The organism is Actinomadura sp. NPDC049753, from assembly GCF_040674655.1.
Taxonomy (GTDB): Bacteria; Actinomycetota; Actinomycetes; order Streptosporangiales; family Streptosporangiaceae; genus Spirillospora; species Spirillospora verrucosospora.
Genome location: NZ_JBFARL010000067.1, coordinates 16,475 through 36,782 on the forward strand (window position 1 = coordinate 16,475; position 20,308 = coordinate 36,782).

Annotated in this window: 21 protein-coding genes and 1 pseudogene; 11 read left to right on the forward strand and 11 right to left on the reverse strand. The window is 67.8% G+C overall.

From position 1 onward, the window contains the following. The first annotated feature begins 24 nt into the window (after positions 1 to 24). Entirely contained in the window at positions 25 to 1,176 is a 1,152-nt protein-coding gene (gene dndA, locus AB0K37_RS19020; protein ID WP_363982485.1) for a cysteine desulfurase DndA, read from the forward strand. Here the strand turns inward: dndA and AB0K37_RS19025 are convergent. The 5 genes from AB0K37_RS19025 to AB0K37_RS19045 all read right to left on the reverse strand — a co-directional run bounded on the left by AB0K37_RS19025 (position 1,164) and on the right by AB0K37_RS19045 (position 6,138). Continuing rightward, entirely contained in the window at positions 1,164 to 2,615 is a 1,452-nt protein-coding gene (locus AB0K37_RS19025) for a DNA phosphorothioation-associated putative methyltransferase (RefSeq protein ID WP_363982488.1), read from the reverse strand. The genes dndA and AB0K37_RS19025 overlap by 13 nt on opposite strands. A 98-nt stretch (positions 2,616 to 2,713) precedes the next feature. Further along, positions 2,714 to 2,914, reverse strand: coding sequence for a helix-turn-helix domain-containing protein (locus AB0K37_RS19030; protein ID WP_363982491.1), 201 nt, complete (start codon positions 2,912 to 2,914; stop codon positions 2,714 to 2,716). Between the two features lie 11 nt (positions 2,915 to 2,925). Continuing rightward, a complete protein-coding gene (locus AB0K37_RS19035; RefSeq protein ID WP_363982494.1) occupies positions 2,926 to 3,492 on the reverse strand; it encodes a hypothetical protein in 567 nt (188 codons plus the stop codon). Positions 3,493 to 3,628: 136 nt separating this feature from the next. Continuing rightward, entirely contained in the window at positions 3,629 to 5,047 is a 1,419-nt protein-coding gene (locus AB0K37_RS19040) for an aminotransferase class V-fold PLP-dependent enzyme (RefSeq protein ID WP_363982497.1), read from the reverse strand. Continuing rightward, positions 5,044 to 6,138, reverse strand: coding sequence for a Gfo/Idh/MocA family oxidoreductase (locus AB0K37_RS19045; RefSeq protein ID WP_363982501.1), 1,095 nt, complete (start codon positions 6,136 to 6,138; stop codon positions 5,044 to 5,046). The genes AB0K37_RS19040 and AB0K37_RS19045 overlap by 4 nt, the downstream gene beginning before the upstream one ends. 127 nt (positions 6,139 to 6,265) lie before the next feature. On the opposite strand from AB0K37_RS19045, the pseudogene AB0K37_RS19050 reads away from it, so the two are divergent. Then, a pseudogene (locus AB0K37_RS19050) lies at positions 6,266 to 6,499 on the forward strand (helix-turn-helix transcriptional regulator); the annotation flags it as partial. Positions 6,500 to 6,971: 472 nt separating this feature from the next. On the opposite strand, the gene AB0K37_RS19055 reads toward AB0K37_RS19050, so the two are convergent. Continuing rightward, positions 6,972 to 7,409 (reverse strand): NUDIX domain-containing protein, encoded by a 438-nt coding sequence (locus AB0K37_RS19055; protein WP_363982504.1) that lies wholly within the window; start codon positions 7,407 to 7,409, stop codon positions 6,972 to 6,974. 425 nt (positions 7,410 to 7,834) lie between these two features. Between AB0K37_RS19055 and AB0K37_RS19060 the strand changes: the two genes are divergently transcribed. Further along, positions 7,835 to 9,085: a hypothetical protein gene (locus AB0K37_RS19060; RefSeq protein ID WP_363982507.1), complete on the forward strand. Its 1,251-nt coding sequence runs from the start codon at positions 7,835 to 7,837 to the stop codon at positions 9,083 to 9,085. A gap of 488 nt (positions 9,086 to 9,573) precedes the next feature. Here the strand turns inward: AB0K37_RS19060 and AB0K37_RS19065 are convergent, their stop codons facing one another. Further along, entirely contained in the window at positions 9,574 to 10,137 is a 564-nt protein-coding gene (locus AB0K37_RS19065) for a hypothetical protein (RefSeq protein WP_363982510.1), read from the reverse strand. A 9-nt stretch (positions 10,138 to 10,146) separates the two neighbouring features. Here AB0K37_RS19065 and AB0K37_RS19070 point away from each other — a divergent pair, with 9 nt between their 5' ends. Further along, entirely contained in the window at positions 10,147 to 10,686 is a 540-nt protein-coding gene (locus tag AB0K37_RS19070) for a hypothetical protein (RefSeq protein ID WP_363982513.1), read from the forward strand. A 95-nt stretch (positions 10,687 to 10,781) separates the two neighbouring features. Here the strand turns inward: AB0K37_RS19070 and AB0K37_RS19075 are convergent, their stop codons facing one another. Together AB0K37_RS19075 and AB0K37_RS19080 are read right to left on the reverse strand one after the other, a co-directional pair. Further along, a complete protein-coding gene (locus AB0K37_RS19075) occupies positions 10,782 to 12,827 on the reverse strand; it encodes a DNA translocase FtsK (RefSeq protein WP_363982516.1) in 2,046 nt (681 codons plus the stop codon). Positions 12,828 to 13,008: 181 nt separating this feature from the next. Beyond that, positions 13,009 to 13,587, reverse strand: coding sequence for a dienelactone hydrolase family protein (locus AB0K37_RS19080; RefSeq protein WP_363982519.1), 579 nt, complete (start codon positions 13,585 to 13,587; stop codon positions 13,009 to 13,011). Positions 13,588 to 13,731: 144 nt separating this feature from the next. Between AB0K37_RS19080 and AB0K37_RS19085 the strand changes: the two genes are divergently transcribed. Next, on the forward strand, positions 13,732 to 14,613 hold the full coding sequence (locus tag AB0K37_RS19085) for a phosphorothioated DNA-binding restriction endonuclease (RefSeq protein WP_363982522.1): 882 nt from the start codon (positions 13,732 to 13,734) through the stop codon (positions 14,611 to 14,613). 84 nt (positions 14,614 to 14,697) lie between these two features. Further along, a complete protein-coding gene (locus tag AB0K37_RS19090; protein WP_353831900.1) occupies positions 14,698 to 14,940 on the forward strand; it encodes a DUF6411 family protein in 243 nt (80 codons plus the stop codon). 196 nt (positions 14,941 to 15,136) lie between these two features. Here the strand turns inward: AB0K37_RS19090 and AB0K37_RS19095 are convergent, their stop codons facing one another. Continuing rightward, positions 15,137 to 15,892 (reverse strand): SDR family oxidoreductase, encoded by a 756-nt coding sequence (locus tag AB0K37_RS19095; RefSeq protein WP_363982525.1) that lies wholly within the window; start codon positions 15,890 to 15,892, stop codon positions 15,137 to 15,139. A gap of 120 nt (positions 15,893 to 16,012) precedes the next feature. On the opposite strand from AB0K37_RS19095, the gene AB0K37_RS19100 reads away from it, so the two are divergent. From AB0K37_RS19100 to AB0K37_RS19115, 4 genes are all read left to right on the forward strand, one after another. Further along, positions 16,013 to 16,261, forward strand: a complete 249-nt coding sequence (locus AB0K37_RS19100) for a hypothetical protein (protein ID WP_363982528.1) — start codon at positions 16,013 to 16,015, stop codon at positions 16,259 to 16,261. Between the two features lie 191 nt (positions 16,262 to 16,452). Beyond that, positions 16,453 to 17,124 (forward strand): alpha/beta fold hydrolase, encoded by a 672-nt coding sequence (locus AB0K37_RS19105; protein ID WP_363982531.1) that lies wholly within the window; start codon positions 16,453 to 16,455, stop codon positions 17,122 to 17,124. A gap of 107 nt (positions 17,125 to 17,231) precedes the next feature. Then, on the forward strand, positions 17,232 to 18,017 hold the full coding sequence (locus AB0K37_RS19110; RefSeq protein WP_363982534.1) for an N-acetylmuramoyl-L-alanine amidase: 786 nt from the start codon (positions 17,232 to 17,234) through the stop codon (positions 18,015 to 18,017). A gap of 82 nt (positions 18,018 to 18,099) precedes the next feature. Further along, positions 18,100 to 18,228 carry a hypothetical protein gene (locus AB0K37_RS19115; RefSeq protein WP_363982537.1) on the forward strand — a complete coding sequence of 43 codons (129 nt, stop codon included), beginning with the start codon at positions 18,100 to 18,102 and terminating at the stop codon, positions 18,226 to 18,228. Positions 18,229 to 18,253: 25 nt separating this feature from the next. Here AB0K37_RS19115 and AB0K37_RS19120 read toward each other — a convergent pair whose 3' ends face one another. Then, on the reverse strand, positions 18,254 to 19,117 hold the full coding sequence (locus tag AB0K37_RS19120) for an alpha/beta hydrolase (protein ID WP_363982540.1): 864 nt from the start codon (positions 19,115 to 19,117) through the stop codon (positions 18,254 to 18,256). Positions 19,118 to 19,151: 34 nt separating this feature from the next. On the opposite strand from AB0K37_RS19120, the gene AB0K37_RS19125 reads away from it, so the two are divergent. Continuing rightward, a partial coding sequence (locus AB0K37_RS19125; RefSeq protein ID WP_363982543.1) for an AfsR/SARP family transcriptional regulator occupies positions 19,152 to 20,308 on the forward strand: 1,157 nt, incomplete at its 3' end.

Below are 20,308 nucleotides of genomic sequence, written 5' to 3' on the forward strand. Positions count from 1 at the left end.
AGCGGCCGGAGGGGTGCAGGAAGCATGACCGTGTACTTGGACTCAGCAGCCACCACACGGGTCGATCCTCGTGTGGCCGAGGTGGTCCTCCACTGGATGACCTCGGAGTTCGGCAACGCCGGAAGCCGCACCCACGACTGGGGGACCAGGGCCAAGCGATGCGTCCAGCAAGCCCGAGACCAGCTCTCCGGGCAGCTGAACGCCACCGCCTCTGAGCTGATCTTCACGTCAGGCGCGACCGAGAGTAACAACATTGCCCTGCTCGGTCTGGCTCCACACGGCGAGAACCATGCCCGCCGGCACATCATCAGCTCCACGATCGAACACAAGGCCGTCCTCGAGCCCTTGGAGCACCTTGCTTCTCGTGGGTTCGAAGTTGACCTGATCTCGCCGGGTCCCTCTGGCAGAGTGAGCGTGGAAGCCGTACAGGAGCGCTTGCGCGATGACACTCTGCTGGTCTCCCTGATGCACGTCAACAACGAGACAGGAGTGATCCAGCCTGTCGCGGAGCTAGCCGAGCTGCTGCGCGAAACCCCCACCTACCTCCACGTTGATGCCGCACAGGGGTTCGGCAAGCTCACTCAGGACCTCAAGGCACCGATCGATATGATCAGTATCAGCGGCCACAAGGTTGGCGGCCCCAAGGGGATCGGAACTCTCCTCATCCGGCGACGCGGTCGCGACACTGTTCCCCTGACGCCCTTGATGTACGGCGGCGGCCAGGAGCGCAAGCTCCGACCGGGGACACTCCCGGTGCCGCTCATCGCCGGGCTTGCCAAGGCCGCTGAGATCTTCGAGAAGGAACATCAGCAGTGGTGGGACCAAGCGGCGACCTTCCGTGCTCACCTGGTTGAGGCCTTGGGCAAGACGCAGGTGCGTTTCCATGGCGACCAGGACCATGTGGTCCCCCACATCCTCAATCTCTCTTTCGAGGGAGTGGATGCGGAGGCCCTGATCGTGCGGCTCAAGGAGCTCGTCGCTGTCGCCACAGGCTCGGCCTGCACAAGCGCGTCCTACACTCCAAGTCACGTTCTGCGCAGTATGGGGCTGCCAGAGGATGTCGCCAGCAACGGTCTACGGCTGTCATGGTTCCCCGACCAAGTGGAGGGCCTGGACATGGACGAGCTAGTGAACGAGATCTCGGCGTTCCAGGAGGAAGCGTCCTACTTCGCTTGATTGACTTCCTTGCGACGGACCAGGCGATGTCCGCGTAGTTCCCTGCCGGAGCGGAGCAGCTCGCCCTTCCAACCGTCCTCTGTGCCAATGAGGTGGGGGTGACGGTAGAGGCCAGCCCGTACCTCGGACTGTGTCAGTCGTCGGTACTTAGGGACATCCGGGTCATCCGGAGCTAGAAACTCATGCTTGCGGTGAAGGAGCGGCCGGTTGAGAGCCTCCTCGTATGACTTGTACGAGGTCTTCAAGGTGGTGAGATCCACTACGTACGACGAGTGGAGCTTCGGATGCGGGTCGGTGTCGAACTCCGGATAGTCCAACCAGCTCACCGCACGACCCTGATGGCGTAGCTTGGCCACCGTCCATGACGGTGGCCTTCCTGCTGCGATTGAGGCACAGTGCTCGTACAGGCGCAGCACTGTCGGCATCTGGTCAGCTGCACGCCGATGCACGTACAGCGCTGTGGGTGTGAGCTTGCCGACCTTTGAAGCCTGCATCGCCCCTCTGACGTAGGAGTCGTCGCGAAGCTTCAGCAGCAACCGGTCCGCCCGTCTGCACGCCTCCTTGTAGGACGAGAAGAAGGTCTTGACGTCCAGTTGCAGCGAGATGGGCAGACTGGCGTACGGTCCGCGTCCATTGAACAGCTCGACCGCGAGGAACAGCAGCGTAGACAGGGTGGATGTTCTGGCGCCGGCATCGACCTTCTCCGGGGTTGCCGACTTCCTCACAATGCGGTGCAGCTCGTTCGGCTGAAGGTGGGCCAGGAGCTTGGCCATCTCCGCTGGCATCTCTTCTAGCCTGGGTAGGCGACCACGTCGCTCGGCGTAGTCCACCACTGCGGCGATGGCCGAACCGGTGTCTTCTGAGGCCAACCAATCGGCGTGCGGAACGACCTTTCGGGCTAGGTAGCGAAGCCGAGCGTCATCACTCTTGAAGGCATAGACGATGCCAGGGGCAGCCGAGACACAGCGGCCTCCAGTCCCCTGCTCTACATAGGTACGAAGCTCCGCCGGGCTGAACAGGTGTTGAAAGGTCCGTCTGCTCGTCAGCACGCCGTCCTCGTACTGTTGCCCGCGGACCTTCGATCGATCCCAAGTGAGCCTGGTCGTAACCACAAGCAGGCGCTCAGTGAGGTGCCACGCCCGTCGCAGCGCCTGACGTCGCTCAGCAGGGTCCTCAATGACGTTGAGAACGTAGGTCAGCAGCACGACGTCCGCGGCCCGGGGTGCCTCATTCGGAGCGTAGAAGGGATCCCATCCATGAGCCTGAAACCGCATCTCCCGCAGCCCACGGACATCGTCGCCGCGCCCGCTGCCGTAGTCGAGGACGCTTGTGGCCGCGTTCACTTCGCCGTCGACGACAGCTTGGCGAGCTGCCACCGACAGCGTGGTACGCCCGATTGCAGTGAGGCGGCGATCACTCTCCCAGTACAAGTCCGGCATGGACGCTCCCGTTGGTTCGCCGACCGCGTCTCCAAGTCATACCGCGCTCCCCGAGGCCCCGCTCGGCGAACGCCCAGCGGGGCCCGAGCCGACCCTGTTTAGGTGTTGGTGTCTGTAGCCAACCTGCGCTGCAGGTCAGCCGTGATGACGCGGTATGTGGTGCCTATGCGGATGACCTTGCAGGGGAAGCGATTCTCGCGGGCTAGCTGGTAGGCGCGGGTGCGGCCAAGGCCGAGGGCCCGGGCGGCGGTTTCGATGGTGGTTGTGGTCGGGAGGGCTGCGAGTTCCTCGCGGCTCATTGGCTCCATGCTCAGGCCTCCGGGCACTTCAGGCGGCGGGTGCGGACCGGGTTTTGCCGGTCGCCGAGGAGAGGAGGTTCGAGGAGCGTTGGATCGCTGATCGGTCGCGGGAAGTCCTCGGCCGCTGCGACTACTCCGGCGTCTTGCTCGCCGGCCATGCCCTGGGTTGTGAGGTTGGCTATGCGTCCCGGGGTGGGTCGGGAGTGGACGGCGTTGATAGCGGTTTGGGCCTCGTTCAGGGCGGTGCAGAGAGCCTTGGTGTGGTGCCTGGCTTCGGCCAGAGCTTGGCCGTGATGGCTCAAAACGTCGGTGAGGTCTTCGCCGTGGTCGTGGCCGAGTCGGTCAGCCTGGAGTTCACGCAGGAAGAAGCGGTTGACCTGGTCGACTACCTGATCGAGACCGTAAGTGGCTGCGCTGAGGTGGCCGAGGATGACGTAAGCGGTGGAGGGCAGAGTGAGGCTCGGTGGCCCGGCTGTGGCGTAGTTGAGCTGGCGGACGTGTTCGTACAGTCTGGACGCGAGTTGGACTGTCTCGTCGTCGTTGCTAGCAGCGGCGAGACCCAGCCTGTGGTCGGTCATGTGGGCTTGTCCTTGTGGATATGGGCCCCAGGTGCGGGCTGTGGTTGGTCATGGCGTCACCTTTCTCATGTAGTGGGGATGAAGTGACTCAGGTTTGCGACCTTGGTCGCTACGCCTGTGTGCTGTTTGCGCCTCGTTACGCTTCGTGATGTTCCGTTAGCATGAAGCAACGTTGAGCATTGCGCCACGACTGCGCTCGGCGCGTCGTCAGGTCTTGTGGTTGAGCTACCGCGATGGACGCCGGCGGTGCGAGTCGTGCAGCCTCTCGGGTCGGACGGATTGGTACTGATGGGCATTCATCTGATGGCTGCTGAGAGGTGCCGGGAAGCCGAGAGCGGCGAGACGCGCAAGGTCCTGCTCTGCCATGGGGTCCGGCTGCATCCTTGGCAACGTCGGGAGCCGGGGCTGGGGTGTTGGTCGGCTGAGGCTCGTGAGCTGAGCGGCAGCCTTTCGGGCGGCGGCTGCCTGAGCGACACGTCGCTGTAGCTGCCGGAACTCTGCGATGGCTTCGATCAAGGCTGCCAACTGCAGGATGAGATGATCTGGGCGCAGCGAAGACTGGGTAGGTGTGCAGCGGCCGCATCGCGTCGCATGTGCTGATCTCGCCGTATCCGCGCTGCCGGAGAGCGCGGAGAAGATCCTCGCGCGAGAACCCGGCAGCGTGTGGGTCGATGGTGAACACGAAGGCGTAGAAGGTGGCGGTTCGGTCGGGGTTGGTTGGGGTGAGCACGCTGATGCCGGCTCGTCCGGCCAGGAGATTCTCCAGGCGGGCGGCGTGGCTCTGGCGAGCGAGGAGCCAGTCGTCCAGGCGTCGCAGATAGACCTCCGCCATCGCCAGCCCAAGTGGGTGCGCCCGGTATTTGAGTCCGAGGCCGGTCTCGGCGAACCGGTACAGCGGCGACTCGGTCCTCATTTCGGCTAGGGCACGTTTGTTGAAGTGTCCAAGGAGTGTCGTCTTTTCGTAGACCTCGCGGTGCGGGGTAGTCAGGATGCCGCCCTCGCCTGCGGTGATGGTCTTGCGGCCCTGAAGGCTCCAACAGGCGGCGTCAGCGAGTTCGCCGACGCTGACGCCGTCGCGGGTGGCGCCGTGGGCGTGGGAGCAGTCCTCCACCAGCGCCAGCCCGCGCGCATCGCACCAGTCCCGCAGCCGGCGGGTGTTCTGTGGGTTGCCCCACATGTGCGTGATGACCACGGCTTTGGTGCGGTCCGTGAGCAGTTCGGCCGCGCGTCCGAGGTCGAGTTCGCCGTGGATGTCGACGTCGGCCAGGACCGGCACGGCACCCAGTTGGAGCAGTGGGGTTGCGGTGGCGAAGAAGGTGTAGTCCTGCACGATCGCCTCGTCGCCCGGGCCGAGGCCGAGCGCGTAGTAGGCCGAATGCAGCGCGGCGGTGCCTGATGAGGTCAGCAACGCATGCGAGGCGTTGTGGCGGGTGGCGAACGCGTCCTCGAACCGGGCGATGATCCCTGACCGGTCGTAGATGGAAACGGTCGTGTGCAGTTGCCGGGTGACCGCGGTGGAGACCTCGGCGTCGATGGGTGGCCACGTGGACGTCATGATGCGCGCCCTTCCAGGGTGGGGACGGTCGCCGGAGCAGCGCCGGCGCAGGAGGCCACATGGGCGGGACGGCCCAGCCGCACCGAGGTGTAGGCCGCCTCCATCAGTGCGGTCGCAGCGATGCCGATGCGGGCCTCGGCGGCGGTGACCGCTGTGTCGCTGAGGGTCTGGGCGTGGTGGCACAGCATCGCCGCCCACGGATCGTCGTCGGCGGCTGTTACCTCGGCATGGTGGGTTCGTCCGGCCGGAGTGGTGATGCGAAGCACCGACTGGTCGCCCGAGATCGTGATGCGTCCTTGCTCGGCGACCAGGTCCATCTCGTCGGCGCGCTCTTCGCAGCGCGAGAGGTGCACGGTTCCTGCGCATCCGTCGGCGTGAGTGATGGTCAGGTGGGCGCTTTCCTCCACCTCAACGGCGGGCCGGTGCACCGGGGAGCCGGTGGTGACCGCGTATACGGTGGCCGGTCGCGCGGAGGGCCCTCCGGTGAGGCGGCTGATCAGGTCGAAGGCGTGGTAGCCCAGGTCGCAGATGGCGCCACCGCCCGCGCGTTCAGCCGAGGCACGCCAAGTGCCGGTGTAGTCGCCGGTAGGACGGGTGATCCGGATTCGGTACGACAGTAGCCGTCCCCAGGCCGCCATCCGGTCGGTAGCGATCTGCAGCAGCTGCCCGTGTGGACGATGCGCCAGCACTCGCACATTGCGGGGTGCCAGCTGGGCGGCCTGCTGAAGTGTGAGGGCGTAGGGCTTCTCCTTCCACACCGCGATGTGCGCGTCGGTCAGCCGTAATGTCGCCTTTTGGTGCAGGTCGTGCGGACAGGCCAGGATCGCGACCTGGTACGGGCCTGCGGCCAGAGCTCGGTCCAGCTCGGCGAACACCGAGACGTCATCGACCAGCCGCCCTGCTTGTGTCAGCCCCGCGATCCGGACGGCGACGGCGGGATCGGGATCACAGATAGCTGCGACCCGCGCGGTCGGCATGGCCCGGTGCAGCGCCGGCAGCAGCACATCAACGGTGCGCTGACCGGCGCCGACGATCAGGAGCCGCCAACCCTGATCGGCGACTGGCGAGTCGGGGGGAGCCAAGCGAGTCATCGAGAGCCTCCTCGAGGTTGTTGTCACCAGGGAGGTAACCCTCGATACGGTCTGTGAGGCCACGCTGACGGGACCTCATTCACGGTTCATTCATTCGCTCAGCCTGGATTGAAGAGATGATTAGGACATGGGCGTTCAGCACTCCGCCGATGATCCAGCGACCGCCTCCGCCGAGGGGACGCCTCCGTTCGGCGAGGCTTTGACCTGGTGGCGCGAACACCGCACGATGTCGAAGAAGAAATTGGCGGCGGCGATAGGCTTCGACCCGTCCTACGTCAGCCATGTTGAGGCTGGACGCCATCCAGCCAGTGAGGACTTCGCCCGTAAAGCCGACGGCGTGCTCAGCGCGGATGGTTCCTTGTGGCAGGCGTGGCGAGCCGACGGGCCGACCCGAGCCGCCAGCACCAGCGCTGGCGCGAGCAACGTCGAGGGACTGGTCGTGGAGGAGGACCATGCTCGGTTGGAATACGACGGGACGACGTACCGGCCGATGCAGCGGCGCCGGCTGTTCAACGGCGGCGCTGAACCTGTCACCCGCTACCTGATCCGCATCAGCGTCGACCGCTACCCCGGCCGTCCCGACCAGTCCAACGCCTTGTATCGGGCCCGGCCGCTCACCTGGGATGAACTCGCACTGAGCGCGTCCTGCGATGGCGAACCCATGAAATGGCGCCCCAAGCAAGATCGCGATTCGTTCAAAGAGGCGTGGCTGTGCCTGGACAACGACCGCGGGCGCTTCCCGCTCTACCCCGGTCAGCACTCGACCATCGAGTATGGCTACCAAGTCGACGACGGGCGATGGGGCCCCTGGTTCCAGCGCGCCGTCCGCCTACCTACACGTCGCCTGTCGGTCGAGCGTCGGAGTCGGCAAGTTCGGCGGGGCGAAGCCATCGGTACGCGGTGTGTTCGGCGCTCAGGACGATGGGCCGACCGTGGTGGGACACGCCAAAGGTGTATTGGCGGGCATTGCGGCCGGATCCAGAGATGTAGTCGAAGTGGGTGACGAAGCCGGGATCGAGGGTGAGTGATCCGGTCCAGCCGATCTCTTCGGCGAGTTCGCGTTCCAGTGCGGTGAGCAGGTTCTCGCCTGGCTCGACGCCACCCGAGGGGAGTTCCTCGATGCCGCCCATGAACGTGTCCTCGGCGGAGCGGCGCAGGATGAGCACTTGACCACCGGCGTGGACGATGGCACCGACCACGAGTTTGGTGATGCCGTCGCGGTCGGCATCGGCGTGCAACTGCTGGATGTCGAATCCCGATGCGGTGGTCACGCTGGCAGGGTAATCCGGCCGAGCTGCGGGGCGAGGGCCTTATCGAGCCGACTGCAGGTTCGGTGAGGGGCTCCGATGATCAACACCATGTCCAGCGGCGTTGACCAAAGCCGCGGCGGCGCCGTCTGCTGTGGCCGGAAGCAGCACTCCGCTGGTTGCTCCGGTCCCGGTCAGCCGGCCAGGAAACGGTAATCCATTAGTGCAAACCGTCCGGTGATCCGCGAACACCATCCGTTGTACCGGGACCGGCAACCATGCGTCATGCTCAGGGGCGGAGTATCGGAGCGAAGGGATCGCCTGTGTGCAGTGTCTGTGATGACTCCGACCCTCGGCTGATCGGCCTGGCCTACAACCAAGCCGCTCCGCTCCAGATCCTGCTGAGACTTCTGGAGTCGGGGCCGCGCGATGTACGGCATGCACTGGCCATGCGCACGACGATGCCGGAACGACTTGTCGACGAAATCGTCCATCATCGCGACCGGGGTGTGCGGCGGGCTCTGTCTTGGAATCTATCGGTCGGGCCCCAGGTCCGGTCCCGGCTGGCCACCGATCCCGATGTCGGGGTCAGGGTGAACCTGGTCGAGCACTGCAATTTCCGATACCAGGTGTCGACTCTCGAACCGCGGACGCCTCTGACCGTCGAGGCGTACGAACTACTGGCTGCCGATCCCGAACGGGTGGTCCGAGAAGAAGTCGCCCTGCAGCGGTACACGCCTATGCACGTCAGAGATCTACTGGCGGCCGATCCCGATCCGGCCGTCCGCCTCTGCCTGATCGATGGCTGGTCACAGCTGAGCAAAGCGGCCAGGGCCGCCCTGCTGTCGGATGCCGACCCCAAGGTGCGGCAGGCCGCCATGCAACGCCAGGCCCCTGCGGCGGTCATCGAGTCCGAAACCGAACTATCCCCTCGGCCCTCGAAGCGGGTGATCCTTGCGCGCCCGCTGGCCGAGCGTCTCGCCCGCGACGGCGAGGCCGGCACGCGAGCGAGGGTGGCCACCGAACCGAGCCTCCCGGCCGATCTCGTCGCCGAACTGGCCATAGATCCGGATCCGGAGGTGCGACTCGCCGTGTCCCGGCGGGCCGATCTCAGCGAGGAGCAGCGCGCGGCCATCGACTACACCGACGACCCCAACCGGCTCTTTCGTCCGCTCGAGTGGGTGACCGATGCGTGCGACGACGCGGCGATCATGCGCCGGTGCGCGACCTCGGCGCATCCCGCATTGAGACGCAGCGCTGCGCACTGTCCGCATCTTCCAGCGGACCTCGTGCAGACGTTGGCCAATGACGACGATTTCTTGGTTCGGCTGTTTCTGGCTGAGAACCATCCGGACCCACCCGGCGAGTTGCTGCTCAGGATGGTCCTGGAGTTCCAGGGGTACTCCCAGGCCAAGATGTTGCGCCACCCGAACTTCCCACGCTCAGGACTGCGCCGCTACGCCACCTCACCCGACCCGCGCGAACGTGCGTTGGCGACCATGGACCCGCACATCCCATCACAATTGATCGAAACTCTCAGCCGCGATCCCGACCTGACGGTACGGCGTTCGGCGGCCGCCGACGCCCGGCTGCCCACACGGCGGCTCCTGAAAATGCTAGCCGACGACGACACCGCTGAAGCGGCCGCGCGAAACCCGGCGTTGCCGGGCGAGACCATGGAAGAAATCATCAACCGATGACAGCGGCAGTTCCTGCAGTGCTGTAGAAGCCGCCGGTGTACCGACGCCAGGCAGGCATCAACTGACGTTCGTCTGCTTTCGCTGTCTCAAGATTGGCCTGCCGCGCTGCCAGCAGATCGGGTGGCCATGGACTTGGCTCCCGGGTGCTCGACTTGCCGCCGGATCTCTTCCCCTTTGAGCAAGGAATCACTAGAAGGGTCTCGGCAGCAACGAGCTTTTACAAGATCATTAGCCAGCCATCCGTTGACGCTGTATTCCTTGCAGGGTAGCAATACCCATCAGAGCCGGACACCCTGGGCGAAAGGCTAGGTACCGTCCAGGGTGGAACTCGTCGACGGCACAACGGGCTGCTCGCCCAGCGCGAGCATGCGACCGATCACGGTGCCCCCACTGCTGATGTCGCTGACCCGCCGAAGCGGGCCCTACAACGATTCGCCATAGCTCATCCCATGGCAGAGGCACCCTGCTCTTGGTCTCAGGACGAGCGTCTAGACACGCGATGACACGACTCCGGTGGCCCAGCGCGACCACGACCTGAACAAGATGTACGTCATCTCGGTCATCTGTGCGCTGAGCTTGAAGCGGCGGTACTCCTTGTCCTCCGGGTAGTCCTTGACGAGGAAGTGGCCGCCCTTCGGGTGAAACTTCGGGTTGAGCTCCACGACCGTGCGGCTGACCGTGAGGATGCGCGTCTTGAGGTTGAGGTCCCTGGGACGCAGCTCGCTGAGTTCGCCCCAGCGGAGGCCGCTCTCGATCTCAGTGTCGGCGAGGAGGCGGAAGGTGCCTTCGGGGAGGGCATTGTAGACGTCGTCGAACTGCTCAGGCGTGACGATCTGGAGCGGCTTGCGCGCGATGGGCGGAGACTTCACGCCACGGCAGGGGTGTAGGTAGGTGACCTGGTCGTCCAAGGCCGTGGTGAAGATGGCACTGAGGATGATCTTGTTGCATTGGATGGTCACGGGCTTCATGCCCTGGTTCTTGAGCTTGGCGATCCAGGCTCGGACGTGCTCGGGGAGGATGTCGACCATCCTCATGCCGCCGAACTCCGGCATGAGGTGCTTGTGGATGGCGTAGGTGTAGCCCTCCCCGGTGCTCGCTACGGCAACTACGGCTGGGGCGGGGTTGACGGCCCGGCACCGATCGGCTCCTGCGGGCTCGCGCGCTTCTCCCCGGATCTGCAGGTCGACTGGCGGTTCCCCTCCCACGTGGACAACCCGTGGGGAGCGATCAGCGACTGCTATGCGCTCAACGTCGACGCGGACACCGCCTGGACGTGCTACTACACGGACTTCCCCATCGTCCGCGTCCATGATGGGGCTCTCACCGGCTGGGACGGCGACGGCGCCGCCCCACGTGCGCTCATCACCGACGGCTCACGCGTCGCCCTGTACGGCGGATACAGCGCCGACCGCGACCGCCTGGTCGCAGGCCAACTGGCCGACGGCAAGATGCGGAGTCGCGGGGAATACAGGGTTGTACTTCCTGGTGGGGAGGAGCTCCCTGGCGACGCGCGCGTCATCGGACGTGGGCCCGACCTGCACATCCTTACGGACACGGACTGGTACCGGCTCGACCTCAGCCAGGTCCCAGCCGAACCGTGACGCCGCTCGCTGGGCGGGCACCGATCAGCAGCGGCAATGAGCGGACGTCGTGTTGCGTCGGGCTCTCCAGGCTTCGGGTGGTCTGGCTGGTGGGCTCAGCCGGGCTGAACACGTCCGTGGTTCGCCTGCATCTGCCCCTTGCAGTGGTCGACGACGCTGTGGATCTCTTTCTCGGAGACGTAGGCGTTCTGGATGCGCATGGGCTTGCTCGCGCCCATCGGCAGGAACAGGGCGTCGCCCTGCCCGACGAGCTTCTCCGCGCCCGGCTGGTCCAGGATGACGCGGCTGTCGGACAGCGAGGAGGTCGCGAACGCCAGCCGGGACGGCACGTTGGCCTTGATCAGCCCGGTGACCACGTCCACCGACGGACGCTGCGTCGCCAGCACCAGGTGGATCCCCGCGGCGCGGGCGAGCTGGGTGATGCGCACGACCGAGTCCTCAACGTCGCGCGGCGCGACCATCATCAGGTCGGCCAGCTCGTCGACGATGACGAGCATGTACGGGTACGGGGTGTACACGCGCTCGCTGCCGGGCGGCGGGACCAGCTTGCCCGCCTTCACCGCCTTGTTGAAGTCGTCGATGTGCCGGTACCCCGACGCGGCCAGGTCGTCGTAGCGGCGGTCCATCTCCCCCACCACCCACTCCAGCGCCTCGGCGGCCTTCTTGGGATTGGTGATGATCGGCGTGATCAGGTGCGGGATGCCCTGGTACATCGTCAGCTCGACCCGCTTGGGATCGACCAGGATCATCCGCACCTCGTCAGGGGTCGCGCGCATCAGGATCGAGGTGATGAGCCCGTTGATGCACGTCGACTTCCCGGCCCCGGTCGCACCCGCGATCAGGATGTGCGGCATCTTCGCCAGGTTCGCCACCACCGTGCGCCCCTCGACGTCCTTGCCCAACCCCACGATCATCGGATGGTGCTCATTGGTCGCCGCCGGCGACCGCAGCACATCACCGAGGCTGACGATGTCCTTGTCGGTGTTGGGGATCTCCACCCCGATCGCCGACTTGCCGGGAATCGGCGAGATGATGCGCACATCGGCGCTCTTCACCGCATAGGCGATGTTCTTGGTCAGCGCCGTGACCTTCTCCACCTTCACCGCCGGACCCAGCTCGATCTCATACCGCGTGATCGTCGGCCCCCGGGTGAACCCGGTGACCTGCGCGTCGATGTCGAACTGCTCCAACACCCCGGTAAGCGCGTTCACCACCGTGTCATTGGCCTTGGTCCGCGGCTTGGACACACTGCCGGGCCGCAGCGCCGCCGGATCGGGCAGCACATACCAGGCGTTCACCGGGGAGGCCGGCCGCCCGATACACCTCAGTTCGCGTGCTACTGCGGCAGCGTCCGCGGGACGGTCATCGGGAGATTTGGCGAGCAGGGCCAGGACGAGCGCGTCCAGAGCAGCGGGGGTCTCGGGCCGCAGCGCGCGTGGGGAAGGGGCGGGCCTGGCCAGGTGCTGGGCGACGATGGCCTGCAGATCGTCGCCAGGGAAGACGTACCGGCCGGTGAGCATGTGGAACAGAGTGCAGCCGAGGGCGTACAGGTCGGCCCGACCGTCCAGAGGCTTGCCGGCGGCCTGCTCGGGAGGCATGTAAGCGAAGGTGCCCATTCGGACGCCTGTCGCCGACAGTCCCGCGGTGGCGCCCTGCAGTCTGGCGATGCCGAAGTCGCAGATCTTCACCTGCCCGCTTGGCAACAGCATCAGATTGGCCGGCTTGATATCGCGATGTACTACCCCGGCCGCGTGCGCGGCCGCCAGCCCTTCGGCCACCTGGGCCCCGTAGTCCAGTACCAGCTCAATGGGCAGGCCGCCGGGCTGCCGTTCCAGAATCTTGCGCAGGTCCTGCCCGGTCAGCAGCTCAAGGACGAGGAACGGATGCCCGCGTTCCTCACCGACATCGAAGACCGCGGCGATGGCCGGGTGGGACAGGCGGGCGGCGGCCCGGCCCTCGCGGCGGAACCTGCCCATCGCCTGGACCATTTCGCTCTCATCACGCCAGTGGGGTAGCAGAACCTTCAACGCGACAGGACGCTCCAGCGACAAGTCGAGCCCGCGCCACACCTCACCCATGCCGCCGCGACCCAGCAACGTCTCCAGGCGGTAGCGGCCCGCCAATTCCAGTCCCGGCTGCACAATCTCGCCCTCACACCGTCCATCGCCTACCCGCAAGGCTCCCACCAAGCCTTGGAAATTTCACCTGCTGTCCCTGGGCGACGCCTACGGAGCTGGCCTTGGCGCTAGTCACTCATGGCGAGGCAAAAGTGGGCGCCTGAAGCTCGTAGAACGCCAGGAAGGGTCGGGCGGGCGCCTTTGGTTATTTGATGCGGTCGAGGAAGTCCAGCACTCGATCGGTGGCCTGCGCTGCGGCGTTTTCGTCGTGCGATGGCAAGCTGCTGTCAGTGAACAGGTGCCTGTCGCCGGGGTACAGGAACAATTCGGCCTCCGCCGCCGCCTCTACGAGCGCCCGGGCCGCGTCCACGTCGCCCTCGCCCGCGAAGCACGGATCTGCGTCCATGCCGTGGATCTGGACCGGGACGTCGTCGGGCCAGGCTCCGCCGAACTCCGCGACCGGGAGGCATGCCTCCAGCAGCAGCGCACCCTTGGCGCCGGGGCGTGTTTGGGCCAGCTTCTGCGCCGGCAGGACACCGAGCGAAAACCCGAGATAGACGAGTTCCGCAGGCAACTTCTCAGCGGCGGCGGCTCCGCGCCCGATTAGGGTGCCGAACCCGGTGGCCTCGGCATACCCCATGCCCTTCTCGAGGCTGTCGAAGGTCTGCCCCTCGAACAGGTCCGGGAGGTGGACGGTGTGTCCGGCTCGCTGCAACTTCTCGGCGAACTCGCGGACGCCGTCGGTCAGCCCGTGCCCGTGGTGGAAGACCAGCACCTCAGCCATACCGCCCCTCGTGCCGCGGTGCCCGGACGACGCCGCACCAGGATTATGATCCGCACCACTGGCCCGTCTCGTGATCTTCCGGCGTGGTCTTCGCGGCGGACTGACCGTCAGGGGCCTGTTGTCGGGGTCCCGTAGGGTGCCGGAGTGGACTGGGTTGAGCGGGTTACGGGGGTCCGCCGGTGGTCGCGGGGTGGGGAGCGGGCGCCGCATAAGCCGTTGCTGCTGTTGTACGCGCTTGGGCACTTTCAGCGGTGCGGTGATGCGCCGATCTTCTACAGCGAGGTCGAGGAGCACCTCGCCGGGCTGTTGCGGGAGTTCGGGCCGCCCCGGAAGACAAGTCCCGCGTATCCCTTCCACTATCTGACCAGCGACGGTTTGTGGGAGGTACAGACCGCCGACGGGGGCGGCAGTCCGGGGCCCGGTGTCGGCGACCTGCGGGCTCAGGCCGCGCGAGGGCGGTTCACCGGTGAACTGGCGGCCGCACTGCGTCAGGATCCACGGCTGTTGGCGCAGCTTTGCCGCGCCATTCTGGACGTCAACTTCGAACCTTCGCTGCACGACGACATCTGCGCGGCCGCCGGGATCGACCTGGAGTCGGTCGAGGCCGCGGGCGCGGTGATCCCGCGGCGGCGTGACCGGGCGTTCCGCGAGCAGATCATGGTCGCCTATGAGTACCAGTGCGCGTTCTGCGGCTATGACGGCTGGCTGAACGGGACCGCGGTCGGGCTGGACGCCGCGCACGTCCGCTGGTGGGCCTTTGACGGGCCCGACGACATCACCAACGGCATCTGCCTGTGCGCGCTGCACCACAAGCTCTTCGACAAGGGCGCGCTCGGCATAGCCGAGGATCGGCGGGTCACCGTGTCGGTGCACTACGTCGGGCGCGGCCCAGCCGCCCGCCATCAGGTTCACGCTCTGGCCGGACGCCCGATCAGCACGCCGCAGAGAGCTTTTCCTGACGTGGATGACCAGCACATTGCCTGGCACGCCCGCGAGGTTTTCCGCTCGCCTGCCCGGGCGGCGTGACACGACTCAGGGGAACGGGCTGCATGGCTCGGCCAAGGGAGGGTAGAGCGGCTTTGACCGTAAACGGCTGAAAGGGCGGGTTTCATGGTTATTGTCGCCATCGTGGGCGTCTGTGCGGTTCTGCTGGTTCTGGCGTTCCTGCTGCCGAGGTTGTCGCGGCATCCGCAGCGAGGTACTCAGCGTGCGCTGGGGGTGGGGTCACGCGCGGGTTCTTCGGCTCCGGGCGGGCTCGGGCGGCTGCTGAGCAAGCCGTTCCGCAGCTCCTCGCGTGCTGTCGGCCGCAGCGGGGACGCCGGGCGGCGCGCTCGCGCCCGCTCCCCGTTCTGATTCCCTGCCCGTAGCCGTGGCTTCCTTCGCCGCCCGTCTCTCAGCTTGAGGCGGGCGGCAGCCCTTTTCGAGCGGCGCAGACGAGCGCGTCTCGGCTCCCTGCGTTCGCTGCTCCCTGGGACGCATCGTCCCTTGGGGGTGGTGTCCGGAGTTTCCGGCCGCCTGAGGTTCGGGGCGGCCGGAGGTCGGACTTGCGCTATTTCGGGGCTTGGAGACGGCCGGGCCAGGTGTTGTAGTGCACCTTGCCGAGGGTGGCGTCGCCCAAGGGAACGAGGCTGTGCTCCTCGACGGGAGCGCCGAAGTAGTGGGCGTCGGGGTCGGCGATCACCTCGCGGGGGTCGTTCCGGATGGCCAGTGCCTCGCGGAAGAACTCGTCCATGCGGTAGCGGTCGGGGCCGGCGACCTCGACGCGGCCGTTCAGCGGGGATGCCGTCGCGACCCGGGCGACCTGCTCCGCGACGTCGTCGCCTGCCATCGGCTGGTAGAAGACCGGCGCTATGCGGACCGTGCCGTCCTTGGTCGCCTCGTCGGCGATGGCCCCGGTGAACTCGAAGAACTGCGTCGCGTGGACGATCGAGTACGGAATCGGCGACTTCTCGATCAGGGCCTCCTGGGCGACCTTCGCGCGGAAGTAGCCGCGCTCCGGCGGGCGCTCGACGCCCACGATCGACAGGGCGACGTGGTGGCCGACGCCCGCCTTCTCCTCGGCGGCGAGCAGGTTGCCGGTCGAGGTCTCGAAGAAGTTCAGGACGGCCTCGTCCTCGAAGGACGGCGAGTTCGACACGTCGATCACGGTCGACGCGCCGGTGAGGACGTCCGCGAGGCCCTCGCCGGTGAGGGTGTCGACGCCGGTGTTCGGGGACGCGGGGACGGCCTCGTGGCCCTGCGCGGTGAGGTTCGCGATCACTTTCGACCCGATGAGGCCGGTGCCGCCGATGACGACGATCTTCATGTGGCTGCCTTTCTCGTGGAAGCGGCCGGGCGGGTGTGACGTGTCCTCCCCTCGGCTTCCCGTCCCCTGTCGCTGGACGGGGCAGATGGCCGGGCCGAGGGGCTCTGAGGGGACCAGGTTGTGTCCCTGGCCTGCCCCTGGGGTTACCCGGGGACGGCGAGGCGGCCACTCCCTGACGGGGAGATCTTCGCCGCCCGGCATGTCCGGCTCGCCCGGGAGTCCGGGCAGGCCACGGCGCTGCCGCTCGCCGTGACCCAGCCGCTCGCCGTGACCCAGCGGGTCGCCGTGGACGTGTTCGCGGGCGCCGAGGCGCTGGTGGAGGAGATCACGACGGTCTTTGAGGCGATCGGGAGCCCCGCGCCGCACTGACGTTCGGCGAGCTCGGGATCGCCTTGCGGAAGCGGCTTCAGCGCGGCGGGGCCGCCGGGGGAGCTGATGGCCGTCAGCCGCCTGGATCCGCTTGTGCGCTTCCGCCCGGAAGGCCGGTGATTTCGCCGATGCCCGCCGGGATGGCGAGGGTCAGACTCCGGGGCGTTGACCGTCCCACCCCTGGAGGTTCCATGAGAAAGGTCCTCGGTTCCGTCGTCGCGTTGCTCGCGGCGCTGGCGGCGTTCGGATTCGGCCTCGCACCGGCGCAGGCGGCCGGGCCGCGGCCCGTGGTGTTCGTGCACGGGTACACCGGCAGCGCGTCCAACTGGGTCACCGCCATGTCGGTGTTCCGCGCCGCGGGCTACAGCAGCGACCAGCTGTTCGCCTACGAGTACAACTCCTACGGCGACAACAAGCAGAACGCGGCGGGGCTCGCCTCCTACGTGAACCAGGTGAAGTCGCGGACCGGCGCCTCCCAGGTCGACATCGTCAACCACTCCATGGGCGGCCTGGTCAGCCAGTACTACCTGAAGGTGCTGAACGGGAACCCGAACGTCGCGCACCTGGCGTCGATCGCGGGCGCCAACCACGGGACGACGTACGCCAGCGCCTGCACGGTCTTCGAGACGTGTAGGCAGATGCTCCCCGGGTCGACGTTCATCCAGCAGATCAGCGCGGGGGACGAGACGCCCGGCAGCACGCAGTACGCCACCTGGTACTCGCCGTGCGACGGCATCATCATCCCCTACACCAGCACCCGTCTGGACGGCGCGAACAACCACTACGTGGCCTGCCAGACCCACATCGGCTACCTCACCGACGCGGTGGTCCTCGGCGCCATCGCGCAGTTCACGAAGAGCTGAGGCCGGCGCTGGACATAACGGGCGGGAGGGACGACCTCCCGCCCGTTCCGTTTGGCGCCGCGAGGCCCGGCGCAGAAATCCGGGTGAGGGCGAGGGGGACGCGGCCTATGGAGAAGCTCGCTGGGAAACCCGTGGCGGTTTGCCTGGTCTGCCTGGGATTAGTCGCCTGCCATGCTCGGCCCGCCACGGGCAGCGGACCGCCGCCGGCCCCGAAGGACGGCGGATCCGCCGCGCCGGGACGGCTCGGCGGAAAGGTGATCGTGCTCGACCCCGGGCACAACGGCGGGAACGCGGCCCATCCGGAAGCGATCAGCCGCCCGGTGTGGGTCGGGAACGGCCGCAAGGCCTGCAACACGACCGGGACCGCCACCGCGGACGGTTACGCCGAGCACGCCTTCACCTGGGACGTCTCGAACCGGCTGGCGAAGGCGCTGCGGGCCAGGGGCGCCAGGGTGACGCTGACGCGCGGCAGCGACGCGGGGGTGGGGCCTTGCGTCACGGAGCGGGCGGCGATCGGGAACCGGGCACGCGCCGATGCGACGCTGTCGATCCACGGCGACGGTGCGGCGGCGGCCAGGCACGGCTTCCACGTCATCCTGCCGATGCCCGTGGGCGGGAACCGGGGGATCGTCGGCCCGTCCGCCCGCCTGGGGACGGCGATCCGCGACGCGTACCGGTCGGGGACGAACATGCCCTACGCCGACTACCTCGGGAAGGACGGGCTCGACCGGCGGGATGATCTCGGCGGGCTGAACATGTCCACCGTGCCGGCCGTGTTCATCGAATGCGGGAACATGAAGAACCCGGGGGACGCGGCCAAGATGTCGAGTGCCGCGTTCAGGCAGCTCATGGCCGAGTCCCTGGCGGAGGGCTTCGAGGACTACCTCCGCTGAGTTTGCCCGTTGCTGGGATTGTCCGGGACACCTCCGGCTAGATCAGTCACAACGAGGCACACCGGACGAACGGACGATCGCCATGAACCGCAGGCGTGGACGGAGCGCGTCGCCGCCCAACTGGGAAATGCTGCTTGGGCTGGTCGCCACCGGTTTCATCATCTACGTGTGGGTGTGGGCGGCGACGCAGGGCGGCCCGCCCTTCTGGTAGCCGCGGGGCCGCCCCTGCGTCTCGCTCATCGCTCCAGGAGCGTCCTGAGGGACTTCGCCACCTCCGCGGGCGCCTCCTCTGCCATGAAGTGGCCGCACGTGACGGTCTCATGGCGGAGGTCGGCCGCCCAGGCGCCCCACAGCGCGGCGGCGTCGTAGCCGAGGGCGGCGCCCCAGTCCTGCTGGAGGACGGTGACGGGCATCCGCAGGCGGTTGCCCGCGTCCCGGTCGGCCGTGTCGTGGTCGACGTCGACGCCGGCGGACGCGCGGTAGTCCGCGACGATCGAGGGGATGGCGGCGCGGCAGGCGTCCAGGTAGGCGGCGCGGACGTCGGGCGGGATCGCGGACGGGTCGTTCGTCCACACGTCGAGGAAGTGGCCGAAGAAGGCGTCCGAGGCTCCGGCGATCAGCTGTTCGGGGAGGCCGGGCGGCTGCGCCATCAGGTACAGGTGGAAGCCGACGGCGGCCGACGCGCCGCGCATGACGTCCCACATGTCCAGGGTCGGCAGGACGTCCAGGCAGGCGAGATGGGTGATCGTGCCGGGGTGGTCGAGGCCGGCGCGGAACGCGACGAGCGCGCCGCGGTCGTGGCCGGCGAGGGCGAAGCAGTCGTGGCCCAGGGCGCGGGCGAGGGCGACGGTGTCGGCGGCCATGGTCCGCTTGGAGTAGCCGTCGGACGGTTTGTCGCTCTCGCCGTATCCGCGCAGGTCGGGGACGATGACCGTGTGGTCGGCGGCGAGGTCGCGGGCGACGTGCCGCCACATCAGGTGGGTCTGCGGGAAGCCGTGCAGCAGGACGATCGGGGAGCCCGATCCGCCGACCGCCGCGTTGAGGGACACACCGTCGGCGACGGGGACGCGCTGGTAGTCGAAATCGCTGATAGTTGGCATGCGTCCCAGGCTGCCGGGCGCGGATGAGCATCCGATGAGCGCGCTATACCGTGAGGGCGTGGAGGTCCTGTTCGGGGTGCTGGGGCCGGTGACGGCCTGGGACGGGCATGGGGACGCGATCGCCCTGAAGGGGCCTCGGCACCGCGCCGTCCTGGCCCGCCTGATCGTCGCGCGGGGGCGCGTGGTGCCGGTGTCCCGGATCGTGGACGATCTGTGGGCCGATCCGCCGTCGGACGCGGTCGGTGCCGTCCGCACCTTCGTGGCGGCTCTGCGGCGCGTTCTCGAACCGGACCGCCCGCCGAGGACGCCGCCCCGGCTGCTGGTCACCGAGGGGCCGGGATACGCGCTGCGCGCCGGGCCCGAGGCCGTGGACGCCTGGCGGTTCGAGCGGGTGGTGGCCTCGGACCGTCCCCCCGCCGAACTGGCGGGCGCGCTGGACGAGGCGCTGGGCTGGTGGCGCGGCCCCGCCTACGCCGAGTTCGCCGACGAGCCGTGGGCGCGGGCGGAGCACTCCCGGCTGGCGGAGCTGCGGCTGCGCGCCGTCGAGCGGAAGGCCGAGGCGCGGCTGGCGCAGGGCCTGGCCGCCGAGGCCGTACCGGATCTGGACGCGCATGTCGCCGACCATCCCTGGCGAGAGGACGCCTGGCGTCTACTGGCGCTCGCCCTCTACCGAACCGGCCGCCAAGGAGACGCACTGGCCGTCCTGCATAGGGCGCGCGGCCTTCTGGTCGAGGAACTGGGGTTGGACCCCGGCCCGACCTTGCGCCGCCTAGAGGAGGACATTCTCCGCCAGGCCGACCATCTGGAACCCGCACGGGACGCGGCGTCGCGTGTGTGGGCCCGGGCGGCCGAGGCATACGACCGGACGGTCGCGTCAAGTGCGCGTGCCCGGCTGGAGTCGACGGTCGGCCTGCTGCGGAGCCTCGCGGTGACCGGCGCCGGGGGCCTGGAGGCGGCCCGGGAGCAGCGCCTGGCGGTCGTCACGGCGGCCGAGGAGCTGGGCGACGCGGAGCTGACCGCCCGGGTGATAGGCGCGTTCGACGTCCCGGCGATCTGGACCCGGTCGGACGATCCGCGCCAGGCGGCCGGGGTGGTGGCGGCGGCGGAGCGCGCCCTCGCCGGGCTGCCGGCTGCCTCGGCGAGGAGGTCGACGTGGCCGCCGAGGCGCCGCCGCTGGCGTTCGGCACCCGC

Coding starts and splice junctions, on each gene's coding strand:
- AB0K37_RS19025 (WP_363982488.1), bottom strand. CDS start 2,615: ATGCCGGACTTGTACTGGGAGAGTGATCGCCGCCTCACTGCAATCGGG.
- AB0K37_RS19090 (WP_353831900.1), top strand. CDS start 14,698: ATGGTTATTGTCGCCATCGTGGGCGTCTGTGCGGTTCTGCTGGTTCTG.
- AB0K37_RS19080 (WP_363982519.1), bottom strand. CDS start 13,587: ATGGCTGAGGTGCTGGTCTTCCACCACGGGCACGGGCTGACCGACGGC.
- AB0K37_RS19065 (WP_363982510.1), bottom strand. CDS start 10,137: ATGCCGGAGTTCGGCGGCATGAGGATGGTCGACATCCTCCCCGAGCAC.
- AB0K37_RS19105 (WP_363982531.1), top strand. CDS start 16,453: ATGAGAAAGGTCCTCGGTTCCGTCGTCGCGTTGCTCGCGGCGCTGGCG.
- AB0K37_RS19095 (WP_363982525.1), bottom strand. CDS start 15,892: ATGAAGATCGTCGTCATCGGCGGCACCGGCCTCATCGGGTCGAAAGTG.
- AB0K37_RS19120 (WP_363982540.1), bottom strand. CDS start 19,117: ATGCCAACTATCAGCGATTTCGACTACCAGCGCGTCCCCGTCGCCGAC.
- AB0K37_RS19030 (WP_363982491.1), bottom strand. CDS start 2,914: ATGAGCCGCGAGGAACTCGCAGCCCTCCCGACCACAACCACCATCGAA.
- AB0K37_RS19045 (WP_363982501.1), bottom strand. CDS start 6,138: ATGACTCGCTTGGCTCCCCCCGACTCGCCAGTCGCCGATCAGGGTTGG.
- AB0K37_RS19110 (WP_363982534.1), top strand. CDS start 17,232: ATGGAGAAGCTCGCTGGGAAACCCGTGGCGGTTTGCCTGGTCTGCCTG.
- AB0K37_RS19035 (WP_363982494.1), bottom strand. CDS start 3,492: ATGACCGACCACAGGCTGGGTCTCGCCGCTGCTAGCAACGACGACGAG.
- AB0K37_RS19040 (WP_363982497.1), bottom strand. CDS start 5,047: ATGACGTCCACGTGGCCACCCATCGACGCCGAGGTCTCCACCGCGGTC.
- AB0K37_RS19060 (WP_363982507.1), top strand. CDS start 7,835: ATGCGCACGACGATGCCGGAACGACTTGTCGACGAAATCGTCCATCAT.
- dndA (WP_363982485.1), top strand. CDS start 25: ATGACCGTGTACTTGGACTCAGCAGCCACCACACGGGTCGATCCTCGT.
- AB0K37_RS19115 (WP_363982537.1), top strand. CDS start 18,100: ATGAACCGCAGGCGTGGACGGAGCGCGTCGCCGCCCAACTGGGAAATG.